This window comes from Saccharopolyspora sp. NPDC050389, assembly GCF_040655595.1.
Lineage (GTDB): Bacteria > Actinomycetota > Actinomycetes > Mycobacteriales > Pseudonocardiaceae > Saccharopolyspora.
Genome location: NZ_JBFAKG010000046.1, coordinates 1 through 26,097, shown reverse-complemented (window position 1 = coordinate 26,097; position 26,097 = coordinate 1). Strand labels below are relative to the sequence as shown.

Here is a 26,097-nt window from a genome sequence, read left to right as displayed (position 1 = left end):
CTTGCGCACCAAGGGTTTTCCACGCCGGATGCGCGACTTGGATTCGCAAACTCAACCACGCGGAGCGCCGCGTGACCAGCAGCAAAAAGACAATGCAGCGTTGCCGGATCTGCAACGGCCCGACCGGTGCGTGACGTAGCGTGGAGTGGTGCGAAGCGCGACTGTGATCGGTGCGGGGATCGGTGGGCTGGCCGCGGCCGTCGGCCTGCACCGGATCGGCTGGCGGGTGGCGGTGGTCGAGCAGGCCGCCGAGATCGGCGCGATCGGGGCGGGAATCACGCTGTGGCCCAACGCATTGCGAGCGTTGGAGGCGCTCGGATTCGGCGCGCGGGTCCGGGAGCTGGGGAAGCCGCAGGAGTCCGTCGGGATGCGCACCAGCAGCGGCCGGTGGCTCAGCCGGTTGGACGGCGCGGAGATCGAGCGGCAGCTGGGCAGGCCGATGCTGGGAGTGCATCGAGCCCAGCTGCACCAGATGCTGCTGGACGAGCTGCCGGCGGATGCCCTGCACACCGGGGTCCACGTGACCGCCGTCGGCCGGGACGGCGCGGTGCCGGGCCTGGACCTGCCGCCCGCCGATCTCGTCATCGGTGCCGACGGGATCAACAGCCAGGTCCGATCGCAGCACTGGCCGGATGCGCCGCGCCCCCGCCACACCGGCTTCGCCGCGTGGCGCGGCATCTGCGAGCGCCGGGAGCGAACCGAGATCGGCGTGAGCTGGGGGATGGGCAGGGAGTTCGGTCTGGTGCCGTTGGTCGACGGCCGGATTTACTGGTACGTCGCGATGCCCGCACCCGAAGGCGCCCGCAACCCCGATGAGCGCGCGTTCCTCCGGGAGCAGTTCGCGTCCTGGCATTCGCCGATCCCGGAGCTGATCGACGCGACGCCACCGAAAGCGTTGCTGCGCAACGACATCCGTCACCTGGGCGGTCGGCTGAAGTCGTACGTGGCTGGAAACGTGGCGTTGCTCGGCGATGCCGCGCACGCGATGACGCCGCACCTCGGTCAAGGCGGCTGCCAAGCGCTCGAAGACGCCGTCGTGCTCGTCGCCGCCTGCGCGCGGTACGACGAGGTGACCGAGGCCCTGGCGCACTACGACGCCGAGCGCCGCCCACGCACCCAGCAGATCGCGCGGGCCTCGTACTGGGCCGGGCGATTGGGCCCGTTCCTGACCAACCCGGTCGCGGTCGCGCTGCGCGACACCGCCGCACGGCTCGCCCCGGGCAGCGCGGCGGTCAAGACGTTCATGCGGGTCAGCGGCTGGACTCCGCCGCCGATCAATGGGCTGACCAGCTGACGTGGTCAGGAGCTCTCCGCGAGGCTCTGCGCTCGCTCCAGCAGGTCGCCCTTCTTGATCTTCCCGGTCGCGGTCATCGGCAGCTCAGGCACCAGCACGAAGCGCGGCACCTTGTAGGACGCCATGTTCTCCCGTGCCCATCCGGTCAGCGTCTCCGCGGTCAGCGCGGTTCCCGGGACCGGCTGCACGTAAGCCAGCGGCAGCTGTCCTTTCGCGCGGTGCGGCATCGGCACCACCGCCACGCCCAGCACGTCCGGGTGGCGCGCCAGCAGCGCCTCGACCTCCGACGGGAACACGCTCATGCCGCTGACCTTGATCAGCTCCTTGTTGCGGCCGAGGAAGTGCAGGCAGCCGTCCTCGTCCACCATCCCGACGTCGCCGGTGCGCAGCCAGCCGTCGCGCAGCGCCTCGGCGGTGGCCTCCGGGCGCTGCCAGTAGCCGGTGAGCAGGGAAGGCGTGCGGATCGCGATCGCGCCGCGCTCGCCGAGCGGCAGCGGCTCGCCGGTTTCGGGATCGACGACCATGAACTCGGTGCCGGGCACCGGAAGCCCGCAGAAGACCGGCTCCGAGTGCAGGTCCCGGTTGCCGTCGGAGAAGCCGTAGGTGATGGTGTCGGCGGTGTGCGTCTCGGTCATGCCGTAGGACGCCTCGCGCAGGACGCTGTGCTCGCCGACCGCCGCCGCCCAGCGCCGCCGCAGTTCGGGCGTCAGCTTGCGCACGAAGGACATCGACCGTGCGTTGTCCAAACTGGATAGATCGTGGGCGGCGAAGTCGGGGTGCTCCATCAGCTCGACGTAGTTGTCCACGGTGCCGATCATGTCGGTGACGCGGTAGCGCTCGACGGCGTCGAGCACGGCGGTGGCGTCCCATCGGGCGAGCAGCACGACCGTGGCGCCGTGCACGAGCGGCACCAGGATTCCCATGTCCTCGCCGGCGATCCAGAAGATCGGCACGTAGCACAGGCAGACGTCGGGTTCGGTGCGCTGTCGCGGCGGGCGCGCGGCGCCGGCGGTCACCGCGGTGTAGAGCATGTGGCGCTGGGTGTGCTCGCAGCCCTTCGGCATGCCAGTCGTGCCGCCCGTGTAGTTCAGCGCGGCCAGCGCGTCCAGGTCCACCTCGCGGCGTTCGGCGCGCGGGCTGGTGCTCACCTGGGACCACTGGCTGCCCGCCGCGTCGGTGCGCAGCGTTTCCGGCAGCGGTAGCACGGGATCGGCGGGGAGCAGGTCGGTGGGCGATGTGGCCAGCACTTCGCGCAGCGGCGTCTCCGCCCGGACCTGCTCCACCAGCGGCACGAGCTCGGTGCTCGCGACGAGCACCTCGACGCCGGCGTCGGCGAGCTCGTAGCGGAGTTCGTGCTGCTGGAACATCGGGTTCACCGGCACGTGCACCGCGCCGAGCTTGAGGATGCCCATCATCGCGATGACGAACTGCGGGCAGTTCGGCAGCAGCACGCCCACCCGGTCGCCGGCGCGCACGCCCGCGCCTTCCAGCCAGCCCGCGAAGCGGTCGGACGCCTCGTCCAGCTCGGCGTAGGTGATTTCGCGCCCGTAGAAGACGATCGCGGCGCGCTGTGGCTCGTGCCGGGCCCAGTGCCGAAGGTAGTCGGTCACCGGTACTTCGCCGAGCGGGTAGGTCACGTCGCGGGGAACGTCTCGCGGCCAGCTGCGCTGCTGCCGAGCGCGAAGATCCGCCAGGTAGCTGACCACGTCCATACCGGCTCCTGTCGTTCATCCGGAACATACCGACTAGTCGGTCGACGGTGCTCAGCGTCGTGCCGAACCGCCCGCGTGTCAACAGCTGGTTCGGGCGTGCCGTGTCCTGTTCGTCCTGGAAGTCGCGCCATCCTGGGCGCTTTCGCCGGTCTCGGGGCGCCCCGCTGGCACAATCGGCGATCATGTGGCGCAGGCAGGCGTGGACCGCACCGAACCATCGAGTGCTGTCGAACGTGACCATCTGGGTCTGGGGCATCGTCCTCGTCGTGATCGCGGTCGGCTCGGTTTCGGGGATGCTCTTCTTCTTCGGTGACGACCCGAAGGGGAGCGCGCGCCTGGAAGCCATCCGCATTGCCAGCACGGTCGTTGTCGGCACCGGCGGGGCCGCGGCCCTGCTCCTCGCCGCCCGCCGGCAGCGCTTCGCCGAACTCGACGGCACCGAACGCCGGATCACCGAGCTGCAGACCAAGGCCGCCGATCAGCTCGGTCACGAGAAGGCCGCCGTCCGGCTTGCCGGACTGCACAGCCTGGAACGCCTCGCGCAAGACCACCCGAGCCACCGGCAGGCCATCGTCAACATCATCTGCGCCTATCTGCGGATGCCTTTCACCCCACCCGGCAAACGGCAGTCCCGACGCCCCATCGCCGGAAGTCTCCGGCGGCGGCGCGAGCCGGCGTGGGCCCGGCCGAATGCGGCGACCGTCGACGTCGTCAAGGATGAACGGCAGGAGGAGCAGGAGGTGCGGCTGACCGCCCAGACACTCCTCGCTGCGCACCTGGCTGCGCCGGACCGGAACAAGAAGGGGAGGCCGGGCAATCCGAAGTACTGGGACCACATCGGGCTGGAGCTGCGCGGAGCCACCCTCGTGGACTTCGACTTCGGCCGGTGCGAGGTGTCGTCCGCGATCTTCGATGGAGCCCGGTTTGTCGGTGATTTCGCCGATTTCCGGGGCGCCAATATGGCTGTCGCCTCTTGTCAGGGAGCTACGTTTGAGGCTCCGACAGTGTTCGAAGACTGCGAGATCTCCCGGGCTTCCTTCGCGCGGGCGACGTTCCGCAAGTCGGTCAGGTTCACCCGCGCGACCTTGAGTGCCGGTGCGGATCTTCCGTACATCGCGTTCGGGAAGGCCCGCTTCGTCGGCCCAGCCGAGTTCAACGGAACTCGTTTCGCGGACCAGGCATCCTTCGCCGAGGCGGAGTTCCACGGCCCGCTCTACTTCAACGATACGGATTTCGAGGGAGGCGTCCGATTCGACCTCCTGAAAGCCCGTGCTTCCGCCTACTTCAACGACACGCGCTCCGCCGGAGACTTGAGCTTCGAACGGTCGAGCTTCGAATCCTCCTCCTACTTCAACGGTTCGCTTTTTGAAGGGGAGATGATCTCCGAGCTGGCCGACTTCGGCGGGCCCGTCTATTTCAACAATTCGCTTTTCGAGCTGGGTGCCGACTTCACGGCTGCGACTTTCCGCGAGTCCTCCTACTTCAACGATTCGCGCTTCGTGCTGGATGCCAGGTTCGAGACCGCGACGTTCCAGGGCGATGCCTTCTTCAATAAGTCCGAGTTCGCGGGCGCCGTCAGTTTCGACGGGGCTCGTTTCGACGGTCAGTTGCACTTCGCCGATGCCGGGTTCCTGAGCGACGGTGCGCCGTTGCGTGGTGCCCTGTTCCGTAGCCGACCAGAGAAGGAGCGGCTTCCCGCTGAGCATCGGGGCAGCGTTTTCCGGGCGACGAGAGTGGGATACTTCGTCATCGAGGAGGACTGAGGCGGAGGAGGGCAGCCAGGGTCGGAGTCTGGCCGGTCCGCGCTCGTAGCTGTCCTCCGTAGTCGCTGCTGTACCGTGCCACGCATGTCCCACGGCCGTCCGGCTTTCACCGTCCGATGAACCAGCTCCGGTACTTCCTGGAGGTGGCTCGGACCGGATCGATCCGGGAGGCTTCCGAGCGGCTGCACGTGGCGACCTCGGCGATCAGCCGCCAGGTGGCGAAGCTGGAGAACGAGGCGGGCATGCCGCTGTTCGAGCGGCAGCCGCGCGGCATGGTGCTGACCGAGGCCGGCGAGATGCTGGCCGCCTACGCGCGGCGGCGGATGCGTGAGGAGGAGCAGGTCCTCGCCGAGATGCGCGAGCTGCACCAGACGCACCGGAGCACGGTGAAGGTCGTCAGCTCGGAGGGCTTCGCCCAGGACTTCCTGCCGGAGGCGATGGCCTCCTTCCGCGCGGAGCATCCCGGCGTCCGGTTCCGGCTGCACGTCACCACTCCGGCCGCGGCGACCCGCGAGGTCGGCGAGGGCACCGCGGACGTCGCGGTCACCTTCAGCACGGCCCCGGAGAAGGGCGTGCGCGTCGAGCACTCCGAGCGCCACGACATCCGCGCCCTGGTCCGCGCCGACCACCCGCTGGCCGGCCGCGCGGAAGCCTCGCTGGCCGACCTGCTGCCGTATCCGCTGGCGCTGATGGAGGAGGGCACCACGCTGCGGCAGCTGTTCGACATCTGCTGCAGCATGGAAGGCCTGGAGTTCGATCCGGTCTTCGTCAGCAACCACACGATCGCCCTGCACAGCTTCGTCCGGCTCTCCGGCGGCGTGACCCTCACCGGCAGGCTGAGCGTCCGCCGCCGCCTCGACGCGGAGGGCCTGGTCTCGATCCCGCTGACGAACCCGGAGCTGCTGGAGCGGAACCTCCAGATCCAGACGATGGCCCAACGCCGCCTCCCGGCCCCGGTCCGCCTCTTCGTCGACCACCTGATCGCCACCATCCGCGACGACGGCTGAAGGCCGGTCGTTCGAGCCCGAACCTCCTCGACGTTCGGGGGGAATGTGCCCGAAACCCTTGACACTGGGGGAAGATCGCTCCGACCCTGTTGGTCGATCGACAAATTTTAGAGCGAAATTCTAGGGTTGCGGCTCGAGTCGAGCCGGATGTGGGGGTTGGCCACCAGCCGGTCGCGGAAGGGCGGAGCAATGGGGCTCTCGTACGTTCGTGAACTCTCGGAATATCCGACCGGATCCCGTCGGATGCGCATCCTGTCCATGGCGGTGCTGGCCAGCCTCATCGGCTCCTACGAGGGGCAGATCGCTCCCGTGGTGCCGTTGCTGCTGGAAGACCTGCACATGAGCCTGATCACCTACGGCTCGGTGTCGGCCCTGGCGCTGATGGCCGGGGCGATCGCGGCGATGGTCGGCGGGCGCCTGACCGACCAGTTCGGCCGCGTGCGGGTGCTGGTCCCGCTGATGCTGCTCACCGCGGTGATGTGCTTCGCGATGACGCTCGTGAGCACGCCCGGCGAGCTGCTCGTCGCCCGCGCCTTCCTGTCGGTGCTGGACGGCGTGGTGATGGCCGCGACCGCGCCGCTGGTGCGGGACTTCTCGCCGCGGATGGGCCGGGCGCAGGCCTTCGGCTTCTGGACCTGGGGACCGGTGGGCGCGAACTTCCTGGCCGCCGCGATCGCCGGTTTCACGCTGCCGCTGTTCGACAACTCCTGGCGCTCGCAGTTCGTCATCATGGGCGTGATCTCGCTGGTCATCTCGCTGGTGATCGCGTTCAACATCGCCGACCTGTCGCCCCGGCTGCGGGCGCAGATCCAGCAGACCGAGAAGCGCGCGCTGGCCGCGGCCGACACCGACCGGCCGGTGCGGATGCGAGACCTGTTCGGCCACACCACGATGTGGGCACACGTCGTCGGCATCTCGGTGTGGCTGGTGCTCTACCTGACGTTGTCGCTGTTCGGGCAGACGATGCTGGCGCAGAGCTTCGGGCTCAGCGCGGCCTCGGCGTCGGCCGTGATGAGCGGGTTCTGGGTGCTCAACCTCGGCACGCTGATCGCCGTAGGCCGGCTCTCCGACCGGCTGCAGCTGCGCAAGCCGATCACCGCCGCGGGCACCGTCGTCGCGGTGGTGATGACCGGCTACCTCGTGGTGCTGATGGGCGGCGAGACGATCTCGATCGTGCAGCTGCTGATCACCGGGGCGCTGCTCGGCGCGGGCATGGGTGCCGCCTACGCGCCGTGGATGGCGAACTACTCGGAGAACACCGAGGACATCGATCCGCGGCTGCAGGGCAGCGCGTGGGGCGTGTTCTCGTTCCTGACCAGGGTGATGGCGGTGCTGGTGCTGTTCCTGATGCCGCGCGTCGTGGCCGCCACCAGCTGGTCGGCGTGGTTGTCGATCGCGCTGGTCTGCATGGTGCTGTTCCTGCCGGTGATGCTGCTGTTCCGCGGGCCGTGGCGGCGTTCGCCGGCCCGCGCGGACGTCGCGCCCGGCGTCGAGAAAGCCGAGAGGTGAGCAGATGACCGACCTTTCCCAGGACGCGGTGGACCGTGTCGACCTGGCCGGCCTCGGCCGCGTCGACATCGACGACGTGCTGGCCTACCTGCACCGCGACCTGAAACGACTACCCGGCTACCTGGACCTCTACCGCCGGTACCTGCGGCAGCGCTGGGACGTCTACGAACTCGACTTCACCCGCGACGCGGCGGACTGGACCGAGCGGATGACCGAGGTCGAGCGGGAGGCCTTCGTCGCGATCTCGTCGGGATTCCACCACGGCGAGCGGCAGGTCGAGGTGGAGCTGCCGGTGTTCATGCTGGGCGGCAGCGAGGAATCGAAGATCTACATGTCCAGCCAGATCGAGGACGAGGCCCGCCACACGGTGTTCTTCGACCGCTTCTACCGCGAGGTGGTCGGGCTGCCCGGCGAGTCGATCCAGGACGTGCTGGACGCGTCCTTCCACCACGTGGCCGAAACGTTCGTCGGGCCGTTCGGCCTGCTCGCCTACCAGGCCGACGAACTGCGCGCGGACCCGGAGAACCCGGCGCTGCGGGTGCGCTACGGCACCAACTACTTCCTGTGGATCGAGGGCGTGCTGGCGCTGTCGGTCATGAAGATCACCCTGACCTACTGCCGCAACAAGGGTTTCCTGCCCGGCTACTACGCGGGATTCACCGCCACCTGCCGCGACGAGGCCCGCCACGTGCAGGCCGGGATGCGGTTCCTGCGCGACTCGGTGCGCGAGGATCCGCGCCTGCTGCTGGAGATCCACGAAACGCTGCGCACCATCCTGGCCATCAACGGCGCGACGAGCCGCCGGGTGGCGCTGGAGTCGCTGGGTTGGTCGCCGGAAGACGTGCGGCGGCTGATGATCCGCCAGCTGAACATGAAGCTCTCCGACGTGGGCATCGGCCTGGCGCCGGACATCGAGCGGATGATCGAGGGGATCGAGCCCGAACTGGCGGGAGGATGAGCATGCGACTGTTCAGTCCACAGTGGGCGGAGGCGGCGCGCGAGGTGGTCGACCGCGGGCCGGACGAGGCGATCCGGGCGACGAAGCTGCCGAGCTACTGGGAATGGATCGACCGGGCGCGCGAGTCGTACTCGTCGTCCTGGGCGCTCGGCCTCGCGGAAACGGGGCAGTACCTGCGGTTGCAGTGGAACGACGGCGACTGCGTCGAGGCGTCGATCCGCGACGAGCCGGACGCGGACTACGTGCTGACCGCCGACGCCGACGCCTGGCGGGACATCGCCACCGGCGAAGACGCCGGACGGCTGTTGATGTACCGCCGGATGAGGCTGGTGCGCGGCGACGTCCTGCTGTTCTTCCGCGGGATCTACTTCGTGGTGGAATCCATCGCGGCGATCGGACGGATCCCCGCCTCGCTGCCGAGGTCTTGACTCTGACATCGGTGTCAGGCTCTAGCTTGACGGCATGACTGAGCGTCTCGTGGACATCCAGGTGGTGCTGCCCGATGAGGCCGCGGCGATGCGGCCGGCCGAGCTGATCGACCTCGGGGTGGCGGCCGAAGCGCTGGGCTACCACACCGTGTGGCTGCCGGATCACCTGTTGCCGCCCGACGACTACGGCAACGTGTTCGGCGGCGTCTACGAACCGCTGATCACGCTCTCGTACCTGGCGGCGCGGACGACCACGATCCGGCTGGCGACGTCCGTGCTGGTGCTGCCGATGCGCAATCCGTTCGTGGTGGCCAAGCAGGTGGCGACCCTCGACCGGCTCTCCGAGGGCCGGATGAACTTGGGCGTCGGAGTGGGCTGGAACCGGACCGAATTCGACGCCGTGGGAGCCGATTTCCGCACGCGCGGCGCCCGCACGGACGAGGCGATCGCGCTGCTGAGGCACCTTTTCGGCGGTGGTCGCGGCCCGTTCCCCGGGAAGTTCTACGGCTACGAGACCGGGGTGTTCGAGCCGAAGCCCACCAGGCACGTGCCGATCACGGTCGGTGGCACCTCGGACCGCGCCCTGCAGCGGGCGGCGGCCCTCGCGGACGAGTGGCAGGGCGTCAACCTGGCACCGGAGCAGTTCGCGCGCTGCCTGGTCCGGCTCGGGGAACTCGGCGAACGTCAGATCCGGGTGGGGACTCGGATCGAGTGTGCCGATGAGTCGCAGCTCGGTGAGACCGTCGAGCAGACCCGTGCGTTCGCCGAGGCAGGCGCCGACGCCGTGGCGATCCGATTCGGCGCGGTGGAGGGTTTCGCCGCCAGGATGACGGAGTTCGCCGAGCGGTGGTCCGCCAAGGGCCGGTGAAGCCTGTCGCCGTTTCGTCGTGGTCAGGTCTCGTGAGCATTTTGGAGCGCTATAGAGCCTGTTTCCAAACTTGTCCTGCGTGGCGGTGCGGGTGGCGGCCCCCTGCGGGAGTCACCGCGGTCTTCTCGCTGTGGGATCCCCGACATCATGAATGCCAATTCACTACGTCGGGGCTGTCCTCGCTGGGAGAACCCCGGAGGGGTGGGCATCGTGAACCCGCGGCGGTGCAAGCGGCATGGGTGGGCTAAGCGGCTGCGCCGCTTCAAAGACAAAACGCCCGCGTTACCACATTCGCACGTCACCACATCCAAAACAGGCTCTATAGCAGTCCAAACTGCTCACGATTCAGGTCGCGCTCCTACAGAGACTCGGCCGACCCCCGGGCGCGCAGGCGGCGGAGCATGCGCGCGTCGGCGAAGCCGACCGCGTGCGCCGCAGCCTCCGCCGTCGCGCCCTGGCCGAGCAGGTGCTCGGCGCGCTCCGCGCGGAGCACCTGCTGGTAGCGCAGGGGTGTCAGCCCCGTTGCGCGCACGAAGGAGCGGGTCAGGGTGCGCTCGCTGCAGCCCGAGGCGGCGGCGAGCGCGGCGAGCGGGAGCGGCTCGGTGAAGCGGGCGTCGATGAGGTCCTGGACGCGGTGCACCGCGTCGTTGAGGTGCGAGCGGTGCCGCAGCATCGCGCTGGCCTGCTGGTCGTCGCCGTTGCGGCGGGCGTAGACGACCATGCCGCGCGCGACCTGCGCCGCCGCGCCCGGGCCGTGCCTGGTCGCGACCAGGTGCAGCGCCAGGTCGATGCCGCTGGCGATCCCGGCGGAGGTGATGATCCGGTCGTCTTCGACGAACAGCACGTCGCGCACCACGCTCGCCGCCGGATGTCGGCGGGCGAGCTCGTCCTGCAGGTCGTGGTGCGTCGTGCAGCGGCGCCCCCGCAGGAGACCGGCCTGCCCCAAGACGTCCGCGCCCGAGCACACGCTGGCCACCGTTCCGCCGGCGGCGTGGTGCTCGCGCAGCCGCTCGGCGGACGCGGCGTGCAGCTTCGGCCAACGCGGCGGCTCGGCCACGAGCGAACCGGGGACGACGATGAGGTCGTCCCCGGTCAGCGCGGGCCAGCTGGTGCCGGCGTGCAGCGGCAAGCCCTGCGCGCTCACCACCTCACCGCCCTGCGCGACGTACGAGAGGTGGTAGCGGTGCCCGAGGTTCGCGGCGGTGGAGAACACCTGCGCGGGCCCGGCCAGGTCCAGCAGGTGCAATCCCGGCAGCAGCAAGAAGACAACACGACTCACGATCCGGTCATCTTACGTCCAGGTCTCCAGGAGCAAGCGAACGGCCTCCTCACGCCGCCTATCGAGTCGAACGGTCCGTTCGCCTCGCGGGCTCAAGCGCGGGCATGCTCCGGTGGGTTGAAGCGAACGGCCCGTTTGCCTCGCCTGGCGTGGCGAACGGGCCGTTCACTTCAGCTACCGGTGAGTTCCGCGACGGTGCGGATGGTCGCGAAGCGGCCCGACAGGGCGTATTCGGTGCGGGCGATGATGTCCTCGGAGTGCAGGGTTCGCGGGTTCGCCAGGAGCTCTTCGATCGTCTGGTCCGCCGGGGCGTTCCGGTGCGCGATCGGGTTCGTCGCTGTCGCGTCCGTGACGAACGTGACGTCGTAGCCGAGGTCCGAGGCGATCCGGGTCGTCGTCTCGCAGCACTGCTCCGTGCGGATCCCGGACACCGACAGCTCCCGGATTCCGCGCTGCGTGAGGATCTGGTCAAGGTTCGTGGTGGTGAACGCGTTGTGCGAGGTCTTGGTCAGCAGCGGTTCGCCGTCCGCCGGAGCGAGCCCGTCCTGCAGCCGGACGTGGCCGTTGACCGGGTCGAACGCGTTGCCGGTGCCGGGTTCGCTGTGCAGGACCCAGACGACCAGGTCGCCTTCGGCGCGCGCCAGCGCCACCAGCCGGTTGACCTGCGCAACGATGTCGGGATTGGAGATGGCCCGCCACAACGGGCGCTGCCGGAAGGACTCTTGGACGTCGACGACGAGAAGCGCTTTGTTCACGCCTCGAAGTCTTGTCGTCCGCGCGCCCGGGCGGGAGGCACGATCGCGCCGCATGCCGGAACGATCTGGTCAAGCGGGTTCGTCGACGCGCGCGGGTGCGGGAACCGGCGCCTGCCGCTCGGGCGCACGGCTGCGGACAGCCGCCGCGACCACTCCGCACGCCGCGATCGCGGTCATGGCCAGCAGCGCCATCCGGTAGCCGAGCACGAGCTGGTCGACGGCCTGCCCGGACACCCCGGAGATCGTCCCGGCGAACACGTCGTCCCGCAGTTCCACGGGCAGCGGGCTGGTGATCAGCGCCAGTGCCAGCGCGGTGCTGACCATCACGCCGATGTTCTGCACGGTCAGCCGCATCGCGTTGCCGACGCCGACCCGGTTGCGGGGCAGGCCGTTCATCACCGCGGTGGCGTTCGCGGGCATGAACAGCCCCGATCCGGTGCCGAGCAGCACGAGCCCGATGGCGATCGGTCCATAGGGGACGGTGGGGGAGACCGAGATCGCCAGTACCACCAGGCCGATGGTGGTCAGCACGCCGCCGGTGATCGCGATCGAGCGCGTCGACATCCGGCCCTGCAACAGGCCCGATCCGGTCGAGGCGATCATGGTGGTCAACGGCAGCAGCAGGACCTTCAGCCCGGCTGCCACCGGGTCGTCGCCCTGCACCGCCTGGTAGAACAGCGCGATCAGCAGCAGCACGGCCATCCGCGCGATGGTGTTGAGCAGGCCCGCAGCGAGGCCGAACGAATAACCGGGATCGCGGAACAGATCGATGTCCACGGCGGGATTGCGGCGGCGCCGCTCGACGGCCAGGAACACCGGCGCGAGCACCACGAACAGCGCGAACGAGCCGAGCACCAACGGGTCTGCGAGACCGCGCTCGCCGATCTGCGAGAGCCCGAGCAGGAAACTGCCCAGGCAGAACAGGATCAGGAGATTGCCCGGCACGTCGACGCCGCGTTCGCCGGTCCGGCCCTTGTCGGTGCGCAGCACCATCGCGCCCCAGAGCAGGCACAGCAGGCCCATCGGGACGTTGCTCCAGAACACCCACTCCCAGCCGAACCGGTGGCTGAGGAAGCCGCCCAGCGTCGGGCCGAGCAGCTGGGCCACGGAGAACGACGCAATGTAGATGCCCATGCCGCGGCCGAGGTGTCGGCGCGGGAAAGCGGTGGTCAGCAGCGCCGCGCTGTTGGCGAGCAGCATCGTGCCGCCGGCGGCCTGCACGACGCGCAGGGCGACCAACGTCCAGGCGGTCGGCGCGAAGCCCAGCGCGAGACTCGCGGCGGTGTAGACGGCCAGCCCGGTCAGGTACATCGTGCGGCGGCCGAACAGGTCGGCCAGCCGGCCGAAGAAGACCATCAGCGTGGTCGTGGTGAGCATGAACGACAGCAGCATCCAGCTCGCGGCGGTGGAGCTGGCCTGGAAGTGCCGGGAAACCTCGGGCAGCGCCACGTTGAGCGAACTGGTGCCCAGCCCGGTCAGCACGCTGGCGATGCTGACCACGGACAACACGCGCCACGCGTAGCGCAGCTGATCGTCCACGGCCGGGCCTCCTCCTCGAACGGGCAATACTAGAACGGTATTCTCATCCAGGCCCGCCGAGAAGCGCCCATCTGTGCAAAAGGCGTTGACAGTGGTAGGAATCACTAGCCAGCCTTTCTAGAAGGTGACTCTAAAACCGGGTTCCGGGAGGACCGCATGGGCGGCATCGTGGACGGGCGGATCGTCATCGTGACCGGCGCGGCGCGCGGCATCGGCCGCGGCCACGCCCTGGAGTTCGCCAGGCAGGGCGCGAAGGTCGTGGTGAACGACATCGGAGCGGAAGTCGACGGCAGCGGCTCCTCCACCGGGCCGGCCGGTGAGGTCGTCGACGAGATCCGCGCGGCCGGCGGCGAGGCGATCGCCAACGGTGACGACGTCGCCGACTTCGAGGGCGCCAAGCGGCTCGTCGAGTCGACCGTCGGGCACTTCGGCGACCTGCACGTGCTGGTCAACAACGCGGGCATCCTCCGCGACCGGATGCTGTTCAACATGACCGAGCAGGAGTGGGACGCGGTGATCCGCGTGCACATGAAGGGCACCTTCGCTCCGCTGCGGCACGCCGCGGCGTACTGGCGCGCCAAGGCCAAGGCGGGCGAGGAGATCGACGCCCGGGTGATCAACACGACCTCGTCCTCCGGTATCTACGGAAACCCCGGCCAGGGCAACTACGGCGCGGCGAAGGCGGGCATCGCCGGGCTGACCGTCATCGCGGCCCGCGAGATGGAGCGCTACGGCATCGCGGTCAACGCCATCGCCCCGGCCGCGCTGACCCGTATGACCGACGGCCTCGGGCGCCAGGTTCGAGCGCCGGAAGGCCGGTTCGACGTCTCGAACGCGGAGAACATCGCGCCGCTGGTGGTGTGGCTCGCAGGCGCGAAGGCCAAGGGCATCACCGGTCGGGTGTTCAACGTGCGCGGCGGTTCGATCAGCGTCGCGGAGGGCTGGATCGCCGGGCCCGGCGTCGACAAGGGCCAGCGCTGGGACCCGGCCGAACTCGACGACGTGATCCCAGGCCTGGTGGCCGAGGCGCGGGAGAACGCGCTGACCAACGGCAAGGTCCCGGGCGAGGAGTGAACTGGCGGCTGCCCGATCCCGGACCCGTCCCGCCGGGCTGGGTCCGGGTCGACTGCCACCTGCACACGGTGCACTCCGGCGACGCGGTGTCCACAGTGGAGCAGATTGCGAAGCGGGTGGCGGAGGAGCGGATCGACGTGCTGTGCGTGACGGACCACCACAGCCTCGACGGCGCGTGGGAAGCCGTGGAACGCGACATCGGCGCCCGAGTCGTGGTGGGGGAGGAGATCCGCACCCGAGCAGGCGAGGTGATCGGCCTGTTCCTGACCGAGAGAATCCCGTACGTCCTGGCGCTACCCGACGTGGTGCGCCGAATCCGCGACCAGCAGGGCGTGATCTACGCGCCCCACCCCCTTGACCCGAACCGAACCAGCCTCGGCCTCGACGGCCTGCGAGAACTCCACGAACACGGCGCACTCGACGTCGTGGAGACCTGCAACGCCAAGATCAGCAACCCGGAGCACAACGCGGCAGCGGCAGATTTCGCCGCCCGCCGCGGAATCCCGGCCGCGGCGGGCTCGGACGCCCACGACCCACCGGGAATCGGAGCGGCCTACCTCCACATGCCCGACTTCGACGGCCCGGCCGACTTCCTGGAAAAGCTCGGAGAAGCCCGAATCCGGGGCGAATACCGAGACCACGTCGGCTGGCAGCCACGAGCTCGTGAGTGAACAATCCGGTTCTTACCGGAACCATCACTCACGACTCAGTGCCATTTCGGTCTCCTTCGCTGCTGTTCTGGCAGGGCGAGGAGATCGTTTCGGGGTGGTCAGACAGTTTTCCGGGCTGTTTTGGCGAATTCTCCACCATCGTGTCGCCTGAGGTTCGGGGCCGTGAGTCTTTTGGGTTGCTATGGCGACCCAAAAGACTCACGGCTGGCGAACGGGCCCGGTGGTTACTTCGACGCCGGGTTGGCGACCGCCGTTACGGTGCAGTAGCCGATCGGGCCGCTGGTGTCGTGGTACGTGCAGCTCGCCGCCGCGATGCCGTCCTCGCTGAGGTGGCCCGTGGCTTCCATGCCGATCGCCTCGCTCAGCGGTAGGCGGCTGAGCGTCAGCGTGTAGTCGGCGTTGATGAACTCCAGGAGGCCGTGGGTGCCGAAATTCGCCAGCGGGCTGGCGAAATCGCCCGCCAGCGCGACCCGGACGAACGGCGACGGTGATTCGCCCGCCACCAGCTCGTTGTTGTCCCGCAGCCAGGCGCGGCGTCGGCCGTCGGCGCTCCAGTCGTTGGTGGGCTTGCCGTCGGCGTCGAGCATCCAGATGTCGAACGGCGGCGGCCAGCCCGACGACTGGGAGCGCGGCGGGCCGATCTCCTCCGGGGTCGGCATGGCCCACGCCGGCGTCGGCGCCACGGTCTCGGTTGGCTGCTCGCCGCGGCGCAGCAGCACCGCGCTCGCCCGCGCGACCGGGGTGTCCCCGGCGTACACCGTCGCGTCCGCGATGCGGATGCGACGGCCGTCGCGGACCCGCTGGGTCTCCACCCGCACCGGGACCAGCTTGGTGTTGCGGAACAGGTCGACGGTCAGCCGGGTGAAGTGGAAGTCCGGCCCGGCGTGCTCGTGCTCCAGGGCGCGGGCGAGCAGTCCGCCGAACAGCCGGCCGTGCATCATGTCCGGCGCCCACGGGCTGCCCGCGTGCGGCCCGGGCACCAGCCGGTCGCCGTCGATGGTGAAGAACGGTTCCGTGCCGTTGGTCTCGGCCATCAATCCTCCTCGTCTTCGTCGTCGCGGAGCGGGTCCAGGCGGCGGATCAGCCGCAGCGTGGCTTCCAGAACCTTGTTCGCTTCCCGCTTGCTCGAGCACGTCGCGATCTCGCGGCCCGCCTCGCCGATGATCGTGGTCAGCACCGCGACGGTCACCCGGTCCACCGGGTCGGTGCCGGCGCCCAGCAGCACCGCATTCTGCCGCACCCACTCGCGGCCGCGGGTTCGGCGGATCAGTTCGAACCCGGGCGGCCCGTCGCCGTCCATGAACAGCCGGACCAGGTCGCGGCGCGCCCACGAGCCCTCCAGGAAGGCGCGTGCGCCGACGTTGAACAGCGTCAGCGGATCCTCCTCGCCGCCGGCGCGGGCCTTGGCGACGGCGCTGATCGCGTTCTGCTCGTGGGTGGCCTGGTGGTCTTCCCACAGCGCCAGGAACAGCTCGGTCTTGCCGCCGAAGTGGTGGTAGAGGCTGCCGACGCTGGATCCGGCGCGTTCGACGACCTCGGCGACGCTGGCCTCGGCGAACCCCTTCTCGGTGAACACCTCGCGCGCGGCCTGCAGCAGCACGCGGCGGGTTTCCGCGGTTCGGCTCCACTGCCAGGCGTTGGAGCGGTTCGTCTTCCGTGCCATGCCCACCTTCCCGTCGTGCTGGTCGGACCGCCTCGAACGCCGGTCGCTGCGGATCGGCCCTGGTCAGAGCCCGTGCGTACTTTCTGTCGCTATGGCAGCACAAAGTACTCACGGCCACCCACCTGCGGAAACATCCGCCGATCCGGTGTTCGAGTAGTGGGATCGCATTCTAGAACGTGCCCGGCACCGGCGTGGCTACCACGGACGGACGCTAGGCGCGGGGCGTCCAAGTATTTAGAGTGCCGTTCTAGAAAGTCTTCGAACCGCCGGGCAACGGGGCCCGAGTCGAAAGGACTTCGCGATGGTCGACTTCGCACTCGGCGAAGAGGAACGGCAGATCCGCGACACCGTCCGCAGCTTCATCACCAGGGAGGTGCGGCCGCTGGAGGAAGAGGTGTTGCGCAACGAGCGCGTCGGCAAACCTTCGGTGGACCCGGACGTGCTGCGGGAGCTCCAGCACAAGGCGAAGAAGGCCGGGTTCTGGGGCGTCAACACGCCCGAGGAGTACGGCGGGATGAACCTCGGCGCGGTCATGTCCGCGATCCTGGCGATGGAAACCGGCCGGACGTTCGTGCCGTTCAGCTTCGGTGGCAGCGCGGACAACATCCTTTACGCAGGCAACGAGGAGCAGAAGCAGCGCTACCTCGTCCCGACCATCGAGGGCGAGCGGAAGTCCTGCTTCGCCATCACCGAGCCCGGCGCGGGCTCCGATGCCCGCAACATCCGCACCCGCGCGGTCCGCGACGGCGGCGACTGGGTGATCAACGGCGAGAAGACCTTCATCACCGGCGGCAACGAGGCCGACTTCGTGATGGTCTTCGCCGTCACCGACCCCGATGCGAGCGCCGACAACGGCGTGACGTGCTTCCTGGTCGACCGGGACATGGGCTGGAAGTCCGAGCCCATCCCGACCATGGGGCAGTGGGGCCCGGCGTCGCTGGTGTTCGAGGACGTGCGGGTGCCGGCCGAGAACGTGCTCGGCGAGGTCGGCCGGGGCTTCCCGCTGGCGCTGCGCTGGATCGGCCAGGGCCGCTACATGATCCCGGCGCGGGCGATCGGCGCGGCGGAGCGGATGCTGCAGATGGCCATCGACCACGCCAGGATCCGCGAGTCGATGGGCCGCCCGATCGCCGAGTACCAGGCGATCCAGTGGCAGATCGCGGATTCCCAGGTCGAGATCGAGTCCACCAAGTGGCTCACGCTGCACGCCGCGTGGCGGGCGCAGCAGGGCATGGACGCGCGGCACTGGTCGTCGATCGCCAAGCTGCACGGCGCCGTGATGGCCAACCAGGTCGTCGACCGAGTGCTGCAGATCCACGGCGGCATGGGCTACACCCGCGAGCTGCCGATCGAACGCTGGTACCGGGAGCTGCGGCTGCTGCGGATCTTTGAGGGCACCGACGAGATCCAGCGCCGCACCATCGCCCGCAACCTGCTCAAGGGCCACGTCAAGCTAGGAGGGATCGCGGAGTGACACGGCGTCGCGCGGCCATCGTCGGGGTGGCCGAATCCGAGTTGGGCAAGACCCCGCACCTGACCGTGCTGTCCCAGCAGGCGCAGGCGACGAAGGCCGCGCTGACCGAGGCCGGTTTGCGGCGCGACGACGTCGACGCGCTGTTCGTCGCCGGCGGCTGGTCCTGGGCGCCGTCGCTGGCCCTGGCCGAATACCTCGGCATGCGCCCGCGGTACCTGGACGGCACCAACATCGGCGGCTCGTCGTTCGAGGCGCACCTCGGCCACGCCACCGCGGCGATCGAGGCGGGCGTCATCGACGTCGCGGTGATCGCCTACGGCAGCACGCAGCGCAGCGACCGGTCCCGCAACCAGCCGCGCCCGGCGACGCTGACCGAGCAGTTCGAGCGGCCGTACGGGCTGCCCACGCCGGTCGGCGCCTACGCACTGGCGGCCAACCGGTACATGCACGAGCACGGCGTGACCAGCGAGCAGCTCGCCGACGTCGCGGTGTCCGCGCGGGAATGGGCGCGGCTGAATCCCAAGGCGTACCACCGGGATCCGCTCACCGTCGACGAGGTGCTGGCGTCGCCGATGATCTGCGAGCCGCTGCACAAGCTCGACTGCTGCCTGGTCACCGACGGCGGCGGCGCGCTGGTCGTCGCGGCCGAGGACCGGTGGCCGGATCTGGCGACGCGGCCGGTGATCGTGCTCGGGCACGGCGAGGCGACCACGCACAACACCATCGCCAACATGCCGGACCTGACCGTCACCGGCGCCGCCCGGTCGGGCCCGGCGGCGCTGGAGATGGCCGGGGTCGGGCACGACGACATCGATGTGCTGGAGATCTACGACTCGTTCACCATCACCGTGCTGCTGACGCTGGAATCGCTCGGGTTCTGCAAGCCAGGCGAGGCGGGCGCGTTCGTCGCGGGCGGTCGCACCGCGCCGGGCGGCGAGATACCGATGAACACCAACGGCGGCGGGCTGTCCTTCACGCATCCCGGGATGTACGGGATCTTCCTGCTGATCGAGGCGACCCGGCAGCTGCGCCACGACTTCGCCGGCACGCCGCGGCAGGTGGACGGCGCCGAGCTGGCGCTTGCCCACGGCACCGGCGGGGTGCTGTCGTCGACGTCGACCATCGTGCTGGGAAGGGGCTGACCGATGGTGCAGATCATCCCGGACGCCGAGACGCGTCCGTTCTGGGACGGCATCGCCGCGGGCGAACTCCGCATCCAGCGGTGCGCGGACTGCGAAGCCGCCGTGTTCTACCCGCGCTCGGTGTGCCCGGGCTGCTTCGGCGACCGGCTCGACTGGTTCACCGCGAGCGGCCGCGGCACGGTCTACTCCTGCACGGTCGCGCACCGGGCGTTCGGCGAATTCGCCGGGCAGGCGCCGTTCACCGTCGCGCTCGTCGACCTGGACGAGGGGCCGCGGATGCTGACCCGCATCGTCGACGGCGACCAGACGCGCATCGGCGACCGGGTCGAGCTGGTGATCACCAGACTCGGCGAGGATTCTCCCGAGGTGCCGTGCTTCCGGGTGGTCGGGCGATGAGCGCGGAAGCGGTGCGGGCGCTGTTCAACCCGCGGTCCATCGCGCTGGTCGGCGCCACCGACAAGTCCGGCTGGTCGCTGGCGACCTTCGACAACCTGCGCAACAACGCCTTCCCGGGCCCGGTGCACCTGGTCAACCCGCGCACCGAGGTCGTGCACGGCGAACGCGCTCATCCGAGCCTGTCGGCGATCCCGGAGAAGGTCGACCTGGCGTACGTGATGGTTCCGACGCACGCGCTGCTGGATGTGCTGCGCGAGGGCGCGGAACTGGGCATCCGCAGCTACGTCGTGCTCACCGCCGGGTTCGGCGAGACCGGCGCAGAGGGCCGCCGGCTGGAACGCGAGGTGGCCGAGTTCGCCCACGAGAACGACCTGATCCTGTTGGGGCCCAACGGAAACGGCTACATCAACGCGGCCGCCGGCATCACCCCGTACGGCCTGCCGATCCCGGCGCCGCTGGTCCGCGGCCCGATCGGGGTGGTGCTGCAGAGCGGCGCGCTGGCCAGCGCGGTGCTGAACTTCGCGCAGGCCCGCAACGTCGGCATCAGCCTGCTCACCGCGATGGGCAACGAGACGGTGCTGTCGGTGACAGACGTGATCGACTACCTCGTCGACGATCCGGCGACCAAGGTCATCGCGCTGTTCCTGGAGCAGGTGCGCCACCCCGCCGAGTTCGCGCGGGTCGCCCGCCGGGCCGCGCAGGCAGGCAAACCCATCGTGGCGTTGAAGATCGGGTCCAGCGAAATCGCCTCGCACACCGCGCAGGCGCACACCGGCGCGCTGGTCGGCGACGACGCGGTGGTCGACGCGGCTTTCCGGCAGCTCGGCGTGATCCGCGTGCGCTCGCTGGAGGACCTGCTCATCACGGCGGGGCTGCTGGCCGAGGTCGGGCGGCTGCCGGGGCGCCGCGTCGGCGTGGTCACGCCGTCGGGCGGCGCGTCGGAGATCATCGCCGACCGCGCGGCGGAGGAAGGGCTCGAACTTCCCGAGTACGCGCCGGAGACCGTGGCGCGGCTGAAGGAGATCGTGCCCGATTTCGCCACCGTGCAGAACCCGCTGGACGTGACCGGGTACGTGGTGGTCGACCGGACGCTGCTGGGCCGGGCGCTGGAGGTGGTGGCCGAGGATCCGGGCATCGACGCGGTCCTGCTGCTCGCCGACCTGCCGCGGGTGCCGCCGCCGAATCCGGAGCTGAGCATCGCGGCGTTCCAGGAGAACGCGCGCCGGATCCGCGAGTCGCCCCGCCCGGTGGCGGTGATCGGCAACGTGTGCGCCGATGTCAGCGAGTTCGGCCGGATGATCCAGGAGAAGTCGGGCTTCCCCTACGTGGCGGGCGGAATCGAGCACGGCATGACCGCGCTGGGTGCCGCCGCGCGTTGGTCGGAGGCTTCGGTGTCTCATGTGGACGATCCGGAACCGCTGGGCGTGCGGGGTTCCGGGATCTGGACCGAACACCAGGCGGCGGCCCTGTTGTCCGACAACGGGATTCCGGTGGTTCCCGCGCAGCTGGCGGCGGATGCGGACGCCGCTGTCGCGGCCGCCGAGCGGTTCGGCTATCCGGTGGTGCTCAAGGCGGTCGCCGACGGTTTGGGACACAAGAGCGACATCGGCGGCGTGCGGCTCGGCCTGTCCGGCCCTGAGGACGTGAGCCGGGCGCATGCGGAGGTGTGCGCGACGCTGCGGGAAACCGGTGCGAGCGGGATCGGCGCGCTCGTGCAGCCGCAGCGCAGCGGTGGCGTGGAGCTGCTGGTCGGCGTCGTCCGGGATCCGTCGTGGGGCCTGACGATGGCCATCGGCCTCGGCGGCGTGTGGGTCGAGGTGCTGCGCGATTCGGCGCTGCGCCTGCTCCCGGTCGACCACGGCCAGGTCCGGCAGGCCCTCGGCGAGCTGCGCGGCGCGGCATTGCTGCAGGGCGCTCGCGGCTCGACTCCGGCCGACCTGGACGCGGTGGCCGACGTCGTGGTGCGCATCGGACGCCTCGCCCAAGCGCTCGGCGAAGGCCTGGAATCACTGGAGGTCAACCCGCTGCTGGTCGACGGCGACCGCGTCGAAGCCCTGGACGCCCTGGTGACCTGGACTCGGTGAAGGCCGAGCGGGACTTTTCCTCGGGGTGACCGAGGAAAAGTCCCGTTCGGCCTGTTTGCGCCCGCCCGGCGGTTGTCCGCCGGGTGACGCGCTGATCGACTCCCCGGTACTTCGGCATGCAGCGAATGGGCGGTCACATGGAGAAGTTCACCCGAGGCGGATTCCGATCGAAGTGGCTGACCGGGGTGACGGCGCTGGTCACGGCCTTGCCGCTGCTCGCGGTCCCGACGGTGCACGCGGCGGCGGAGGGTTCCTGCGACCCGTTCACCGCGCCCGCGGTCGACGAATCGGTGCCGAAGGCCCGCGACGTCCTCGGCATCGACCTCGGCGAGCGCGACGTCAACACGGCGGAATCCGACGACTACCTGCGCGCGATCTCCGACGCGAGCCCGAAGGTCGTCGACGGCGTCCTCGGCACGTCGGTCGAGGGCCGTCCGCTGCGCTACGCGGTCGTCGGGCAGGAGAAGTGGGTGCGCCCGGCGGCTCTGGAGAACATCGGCCGGCAGCTCAACCGGCTCCGCGACCCGAGCACGCCGGAACCGCTGGCGAAGCAGATCATCCGGAACACCCCGGCCGTCCTGTGGGTGGCGGGGAACGTACATGGCGGCGAGAAGAGCGGCACAGACGCGGCACTGCGCGTGCTGTACGAACTGGCCGCCCGCACCGACTGCACCGCCCGGACGATCCTCGACGATGCGATCGTCGTGGTCCTGCCGACGCAGAACCCGGACGGCCGGGAAGCCGGCACCCGCCGCAACGCCAACGGGTTCGACATGAACCGGGACTGGTTCGCCCGCACCCAGCCCGAGACCGACGGCAAGCTGGAGAAACTGCGCGAGCTGCCGCCGCAGATGTACATCGACGCGCACGAGATGGGCACCGAGGACTACTTCTTCCCGCCCAACGCCGACCCCGTCTACCACGACATCGGCGAGACGCCGCTGAACTGGGTCTACAACAACTACGGCCCGGCGATGCAGCAGGCCTTCGGCCGGTTCGGCATTCCCTACTTCAACGGCCGGTCCTACGACCTCATGTACCTCGGCTACGGCGACACCGTGCCGCTGACCGGCTTCAACGCGGCCGGGATGACGTTCGAGAAGAGCTCCGGCGACCCGACGCCCGAGCGCGTCGGAGAGCAGTACACGGCGATCTGGGCGACGCTGATGGCCGCCGGCGCGCAGAACGACGGCATGCTCGCCGAGTGGCGCGCCGAACACCTGGAGGCCTACCGGCAGGGCACCGCCGGTGAGCTGGAACCGAACCGGCTCTACTGGAACGACGGCGAGATCTCCAACCCGGTGCCCGACATCAGGGTCAAGCACTACTTCCTGCGCACCGACGACCCGGCGAAGTCCGCCGAGGTGCAGCGCCTCGCGCGCCGGCTGCAGCGGATGGACGTCGACGTGTACCGCCTCGCCACGCCGCTGACGGTGCCAGACTACACCGAATACGGTCGCGCTCCACAGCAAACGACGCTGCCCGCGGGCACGTTGTGGATTCCCCTGGCACAGGGCCAGAAGCACTGGGTGCAGGCGATGCTCAACGAGAACAGCCACGTGCCGTTCCCGTATTTCTACGACGTCACGGCCTGGAGCGGCCCGCTGCTGGAGAACGTCAGCGGCGGTCGCTCGGGCGCCGACGTGAAGCCGCGGGCGATTCCCCTGCCGCAGCAGGCCGAACCGATCGCGCGGCCGGTCGCGGGCGCGCCGCGGACGGCGGTCTGGCAGGTGTCGGAGAGCAGCGCCGCGGTCGAGTCGTCGGGCTGGCTGCGCTGGTGGCTGGGCGAGCAGGAGGGGCTGGACTTCGGCGATCTCACCGCGGCGCAGATCGCCTCCGGCGCGCTCGCCGACTACGACGTGCTCGTGGTGCCGAACGGGTCGGACGCCGACGCCGCGGACTCGCTGGGCGAGCAGGGGCAGGCGGCGCTCACCGAGTGGGTGCGCGGCGGCGGCACGCTGATCACGCTGCGGGACAGCTCGCGGTTGGCGGCTCGCCTCGGGCTCACCTCGGCGACGTTCGCCGAGCCGACCTCGGACATCCCCGGCGCGCTGATCCGGATGGAGCTGGACCCGGTCAGCCCGCTCGCGGCCGGCGTCGGCCCGACGGCGTGGGCGATGTACGAGTACGACACGGTGTGGTCGGCCCCGGAGCGGTCCTCGGCGGCGCGCTTCCCGGCGGCCGGCGACTCGGACTGGTACGTCTCCGGTTTCGCCGAGGGCGCCGAGCAGTTGCACGGCAAGAGCGCCGTTGTGGACGAGAACGTCGGCAGCGGGCGCGTGGTGCTGTTCGGCTTCGACCCGAACTACCGGGCGTTCACCAACGGCACGGCGAAACTGCTGTTCAACGCCATCACCGGGCCGAAGACGGCGAACGCGCCGCAGACCGCCGCCGCGCCTGTCGCGGTGCCGACCGCGCCGCCGAGCTCGGACCGGATGGTGATCAGCGTGCGCCCGGACGCGGCGGACGAGGTGCAACGGCTGATCGCCGAGCGCGGCGGGACGGCCGAGGTCGTGCGCGGCCCGAACGTCGTGCGCTTCCGCGTCGACCTCGGCGGCATGAACGCGGACGAGCACCCGTGGGCGCACCGACTGGCCGACGAGGCCGCCGCCCTCGGGCGCGCCGTGGTGGCGATCAGCCTGCCGTAGCGGCTCGCCGGGCGAGCCGGCGGCCATTTCCGGCTGCAGCTCGCCCGGCGTTCACCTCCGCGACGGCTGATCGAGGCCTGCTGGATGCTCCCGGTGCGCAAGATCGCTGCGTTGTCCGGTTTGCGATAGATGGAGCGACGCATGTCAGGAAAGCTGAATCGCCGCAAGGTGTTGGGTCTCGGCGGCGCGAGCGCGGCCGCGGTGCTGCTCGGCACGGGAGCGTGGAGCAGCGCGGCGGCCGACACGCGGCTGCGCGGCGGATACCCGTTCTCGCTGGGCGTCGCCTCCGGTGATCCGCTGCCTGATGGCGTGGTGCTCTGGACCAGGCTGGCTCCTCAGCCGCTGGCCGCCGACGGTTCCGGTGGCATGCCCGACAAACCGGTGCAGGTGCGCTACGAGGTGGCCACCGACGAGTGGTTCCGCGACGTCGTGCGGCGCGGCGAGACCACCGCGACGCCGGAGCTCGGCCACTCGGTGCACGCCGAGGTCGCCGGCTTGCAGCCGGGCCGCGAGTACTTCTACCGCTTCCGCGCCGGAGGCGAGCTCAGCCCGGTCGGCCGGACCAGGACCGCGCCCGCCGCGAGCGCCGCGCTGGCCTCGCTATCGTTCGCCTTCGCCTCCTGCCAGCACTGGAAGGAGGGCTTCTTCACCGCCTACCGGCACATGGCCGCCGAAGACCTCGACTTCGTCGTGCACCTCGGCGACTACATCTACGAGTACGACCAGACGGACAACAAGCGCGGCGTCGCGCTGGGCGACGAGTTCAAGTCGGAGACCGAACGCCTCGAGCGCTACCGGCTGCAGTACGCGCTGTTCAAGTCCGATCCGCATCTGCAGGCCGCGCACGCGATGTTCCCGTGGATCGTCACGATGGACGACCACGAGGTGGACAACAACTGGGCCGGCGAGATCTCCCAGGACAACACCGATCCCGCGCTGTTCCTGCAACGCCGGGCCGCGGCTTTCCAGGCGATGTACGAGAACCTGCCACTGCGCCGCACCGGGATGCCCAGCGGCCCGGACGTGCGCCTGCACCGCAGGCTGAAGTTCGGCGACCTGGCCGACCTGACCATGATCGACACCCGTCAGTACCGCGACGGCCAGCCCTGCGGCGACGGCTCGAAGTACGACTGCACGGAGCGGCTGGACCCGCGCCGCACGATTCTCGGGGAGCAGCAGCGGGAATGGCTGCTGGACGGGTTCTACTGGAACCGGTCGAGGTGGCAGATCCTCGGCAACCAGGCGCCGATGGGCGAGACCGACCTCGACGCCGGCCCGGCGAAGAAGCTGTTCATGGACCCGTGGGACGGCTACGTGGCGGAGCGCAACGCGGTGCTGGCGGGCGCGGCCCACCGCGGGGTGCGCAACCTGGTGGTGATCACCGGCGACCGGCACCAGAACTACGCCTGGGACCTCAAGCGCGACTTCGAAGACCCGAACTCGCCCACGGTGGCCAGCGAGTTCGTCGGCACCTCGATCAGCAGCGGCGGCGACGGCGCGGACATCACCGACGAGGGCCGCACGATGCTCGCGGCGAATCCGCACATGAAGTTCTTCAACGCCCAGCGCGGCTACGTCCGCTGCACGCTGACGCCGGAGCTCTGGCGCAGCGACTACCGGGTGGTCCCGTTCATCTCGCGACCCGATGCCCCGATCTCGACCCGGGCCAGCTACGTCGTCGAAGACCGCCACCCCGGAGTCCAGCCCGCCTGATACCGGGGCCGTGAGTCTTTTGGGTTGCGGATTGAGCCCACAAAAAAAAAGGGCCGCCGGGGGGTGGCGGGGGGCGGCGCGGGGGGGGGGGGGTGGAGCGGGGGGGGCCCCGGGGTGCGC

Annotated in this window: 21 protein-coding genes; 15 read left to right on the top strand and 6 right to left on the bottom strand. The window is 69.9% G+C overall.

All coding sequences use genetic code 11. The annotated features are described in order from the left end of the window. The first annotated feature begins 148 nt into the window (after window positions 1-148). Window positions 149-1,294 carry an FAD-dependent monooxygenase gene (locus AB0I53_RS27595; protein WP_358608851.1) on the top strand — a complete coding sequence of 382 codons (1,146 nt, stop codon included), beginning with the start codon at window positions 149-151 and terminating at the stop codon, window positions 1,292-1,294. 5 nt (window positions 1,295-1,299) lie between these two features. Here AB0I53_RS27595 and AB0I53_RS27590 read toward each other — a convergent pair whose 3' ends face one another. After that, the gene (locus AB0I53_RS27590; RefSeq protein WP_358608848.1) at window positions 1,300-3,006 is read right to left on the bottom strand and encodes an AMP-binding protein; all 1,707 of its coding nucleotides are present in this window, start codon (window positions 3,004-3,006) and stop codon (window positions 1,300-1,302) included. Between the two features lie 182 nt (window positions 3,007-3,188). On the opposite strand from AB0I53_RS27590, the gene AB0I53_RS27585 reads away from it, so the two are divergent. From AB0I53_RS27585 to AB0I53_RS27560, 6 genes are all read left to right on the top strand, one after another. Further along, a complete protein-coding gene (locus AB0I53_RS27585) occupies window positions 3,189-4,769 on the top strand; it encodes a pentapeptide repeat-containing protein (protein ID WP_358608845.1) in 1,581 nt (526 codons plus the stop codon). A gap of 116 nt (window positions 4,770-4,885) precedes the next feature. Further along, entirely contained in the window at window positions 4,886-5,776 is an 891-nt protein-coding gene (locus tag AB0I53_RS27580) for a LysR family transcriptional regulator (protein ID WP_358608842.1), read from the top strand. Between the two features lie 243 nt (window positions 5,777-6,019). Further along, window positions 6,020-7,285, top strand: coding sequence for an MFS transporter (locus tag AB0I53_RS27575; RefSeq protein ID WP_358608839.1), 1,266 nt, complete (start codon window positions 6,020-6,022; stop codon window positions 7,283-7,285). A gap of 4 nt (window positions 7,286-7,289) precedes the next feature. Then, window positions 7,290-8,243: a ribonucleotide reductase gene (locus tag AB0I53_RS27570; RefSeq protein ID WP_358608836.1), complete on the top strand. Its 954-nt coding sequence runs from the start codon at window positions 7,290-7,292 to the stop codon at window positions 8,241-8,243. Between the two features lie 2 nt (window positions 8,244-8,245). After that, the gene (locus AB0I53_RS27565; protein ID WP_358608834.1) at window positions 8,246-8,671 is read left to right on the top strand and encodes a hypothetical protein; all 426 of its coding nucleotides are present in this window, start codon (window positions 8,246-8,248) and stop codon (window positions 8,669-8,671) included. A 34-nt stretch (window positions 8,672-8,705) separates the two neighbouring features. Further along, complete coding sequence (locus AB0I53_RS27560) at window positions 8,706-9,539, top strand: TIGR03619 family F420-dependent LLM class oxidoreductase (RefSeq protein WP_358608831.1); 834 nt, start codon at window positions 8,706-8,708, stop codon at window positions 9,537-9,539. A gap of 358 nt (window positions 9,540-9,897) precedes the next feature. Here AB0I53_RS27560 and AB0I53_RS27555 read toward each other — a convergent pair whose 3' ends face one another. The 3 genes from AB0I53_RS27555 to AB0I53_RS27545 form a co-directional block, all read right to left on the bottom strand. Continuing rightward, window positions 9,898-10,818, bottom strand: coding sequence for a DJ-1/PfpI family protein (locus tag AB0I53_RS27555; protein WP_358608828.1), 921 nt, complete (start codon window positions 10,816-10,818; stop codon window positions 9,898-9,900). A 170-nt stretch (window positions 10,819-10,988) separates the two neighbouring features. Next, complete coding sequence (locus AB0I53_RS27550) at window positions 10,989-11,573, bottom strand: isochorismatase family protein (protein ID WP_358608825.1); 585 nt, start codon at window positions 11,571-11,573, stop codon at window positions 10,989-10,991. A 69-nt stretch (window positions 11,574-11,642) separates the two neighbouring features. After that, complete coding sequence (locus AB0I53_RS27545; RefSeq protein ID WP_358608822.1) at window positions 11,643-13,112, bottom strand: MFS transporter; 1,470 nt, start codon at window positions 13,110-13,112, stop codon at window positions 11,643-11,645. 156 nt (window positions 13,113-13,268) lie between these two features. Here AB0I53_RS27545 and AB0I53_RS27540 point away from each other — a divergent pair, with 156 nt between their 5' ends. Together AB0I53_RS27540 and AB0I53_RS27535 are read left to right on the top strand one after the other, a co-directional pair. Then, on the top strand, window positions 13,269-14,186 hold the full coding sequence (locus AB0I53_RS27540) for an SDR family oxidoreductase (RefSeq protein WP_358608819.1): 918 nt from the start codon (window positions 13,269-13,271) through the stop codon (window positions 14,184-14,186). Further along, window positions 14,183-14,857 carry a PHP-associated domain-containing protein gene (locus AB0I53_RS27535; RefSeq protein WP_358608816.1) on the top strand — a complete coding sequence of 225 codons (675 nt, stop codon included), beginning with the start codon at window positions 14,183-14,185 and terminating at the stop codon, window positions 14,855-14,857. The genes AB0I53_RS27540 and AB0I53_RS27535 overlap by 4 nt, the downstream gene beginning before the upstream one ends. A 224-nt stretch (window positions 14,858-15,081) precedes the next feature. On the opposite strand, the gene AB0I53_RS27530 is transcribed toward AB0I53_RS27535, so the two are convergent. Together AB0I53_RS27530 and AB0I53_RS27525 are read right to left on the bottom strand one after the other, a co-directional pair. Next, on the bottom strand, window positions 15,082-15,891 hold the full coding sequence (locus AB0I53_RS27530; RefSeq protein WP_358608814.1) for an acyl-CoA thioesterase domain-containing protein: 810 nt from the start codon (window positions 15,889-15,891) through the stop codon (window positions 15,082-15,084). Further along, window positions 15,891-16,520 carry a TetR/AcrR family transcriptional regulator gene (locus AB0I53_RS27525; protein ID WP_358608811.1) on the bottom strand — a complete coding sequence of 210 codons (630 nt, stop codon included), beginning with the start codon at window positions 16,518-16,520 and terminating at the stop codon, window positions 15,891-15,893. Before AB0I53_RS27525 ends, AB0I53_RS27530 begins: the two co-directional genes overlap by 1 nt. Before the next feature lie 301 nt (window positions 16,521-16,821). On the opposite strand from AB0I53_RS27525, the gene AB0I53_RS27520 reads away from it, so the two are divergent. The 6 genes from AB0I53_RS27520 to AB0I53_RS27495 all read left to right on the top strand — a co-directional run bounded on the left by AB0I53_RS27520 (window position 16,822) and on the right by AB0I53_RS27495 (window position 25,977). After that, window positions 16,822-17,994 (top strand): acyl-CoA dehydrogenase family protein, encoded by a 1,173-nt coding sequence (locus tag AB0I53_RS27520; RefSeq protein ID WP_358608808.1) that lies wholly within the window; start codon window positions 16,822-16,824, stop codon window positions 17,992-17,994. Then, window positions 17,991-19,136, top strand: a complete 1,146-nt coding sequence (locus tag AB0I53_RS27515) for an acetyl-CoA acetyltransferase (protein ID WP_358608805.1) — start codon at window positions 17,991-17,993, stop codon at window positions 19,134-19,136. Before AB0I53_RS27520 ends, AB0I53_RS27515 begins: the two co-directional genes overlap by 4 nt. Window positions 19,137-19,139: 3 nt before the next feature. Then, window positions 19,140-19,532 (top strand): Zn-ribbon domain-containing OB-fold protein, encoded by a 393-nt coding sequence (locus AB0I53_RS27510; protein ID WP_358608802.1) that lies wholly within the window; start codon window positions 19,140-19,142, stop codon window positions 19,530-19,532. After that, window positions 19,529-21,616, top strand: coding sequence for an acetate--CoA ligase family protein (locus AB0I53_RS27505; protein ID WP_358608799.1), 2,088 nt, complete (start codon window positions 19,529-19,531; stop codon window positions 21,614-21,616). Before AB0I53_RS27510 ends, AB0I53_RS27505 begins: the two co-directional genes overlap by 4 nt. A 125-nt stretch (window positions 21,617-21,741) precedes the next feature. Then, the gene (locus AB0I53_RS27500; protein ID WP_358608796.1) at window positions 21,742-24,264 is read left to right on the top strand and encodes a M14 family zinc carboxypeptidase; all 2,523 of its coding nucleotides are present in this window, start codon (window positions 21,742-21,744) and stop codon (window positions 24,262-24,264) included. Between the two features lie 141 nt (window positions 24,265-24,405). After that, complete coding sequence (locus AB0I53_RS27495; protein WP_358608793.1) at window positions 24,406-25,977, top strand: alkaline phosphatase D family protein; 1,572 nt, start codon at window positions 24,406-24,408, stop codon at window positions 25,975-25,977. The last annotated feature ends 120 nt before the right edge of the window (window positions 25,978-26,097 follow it).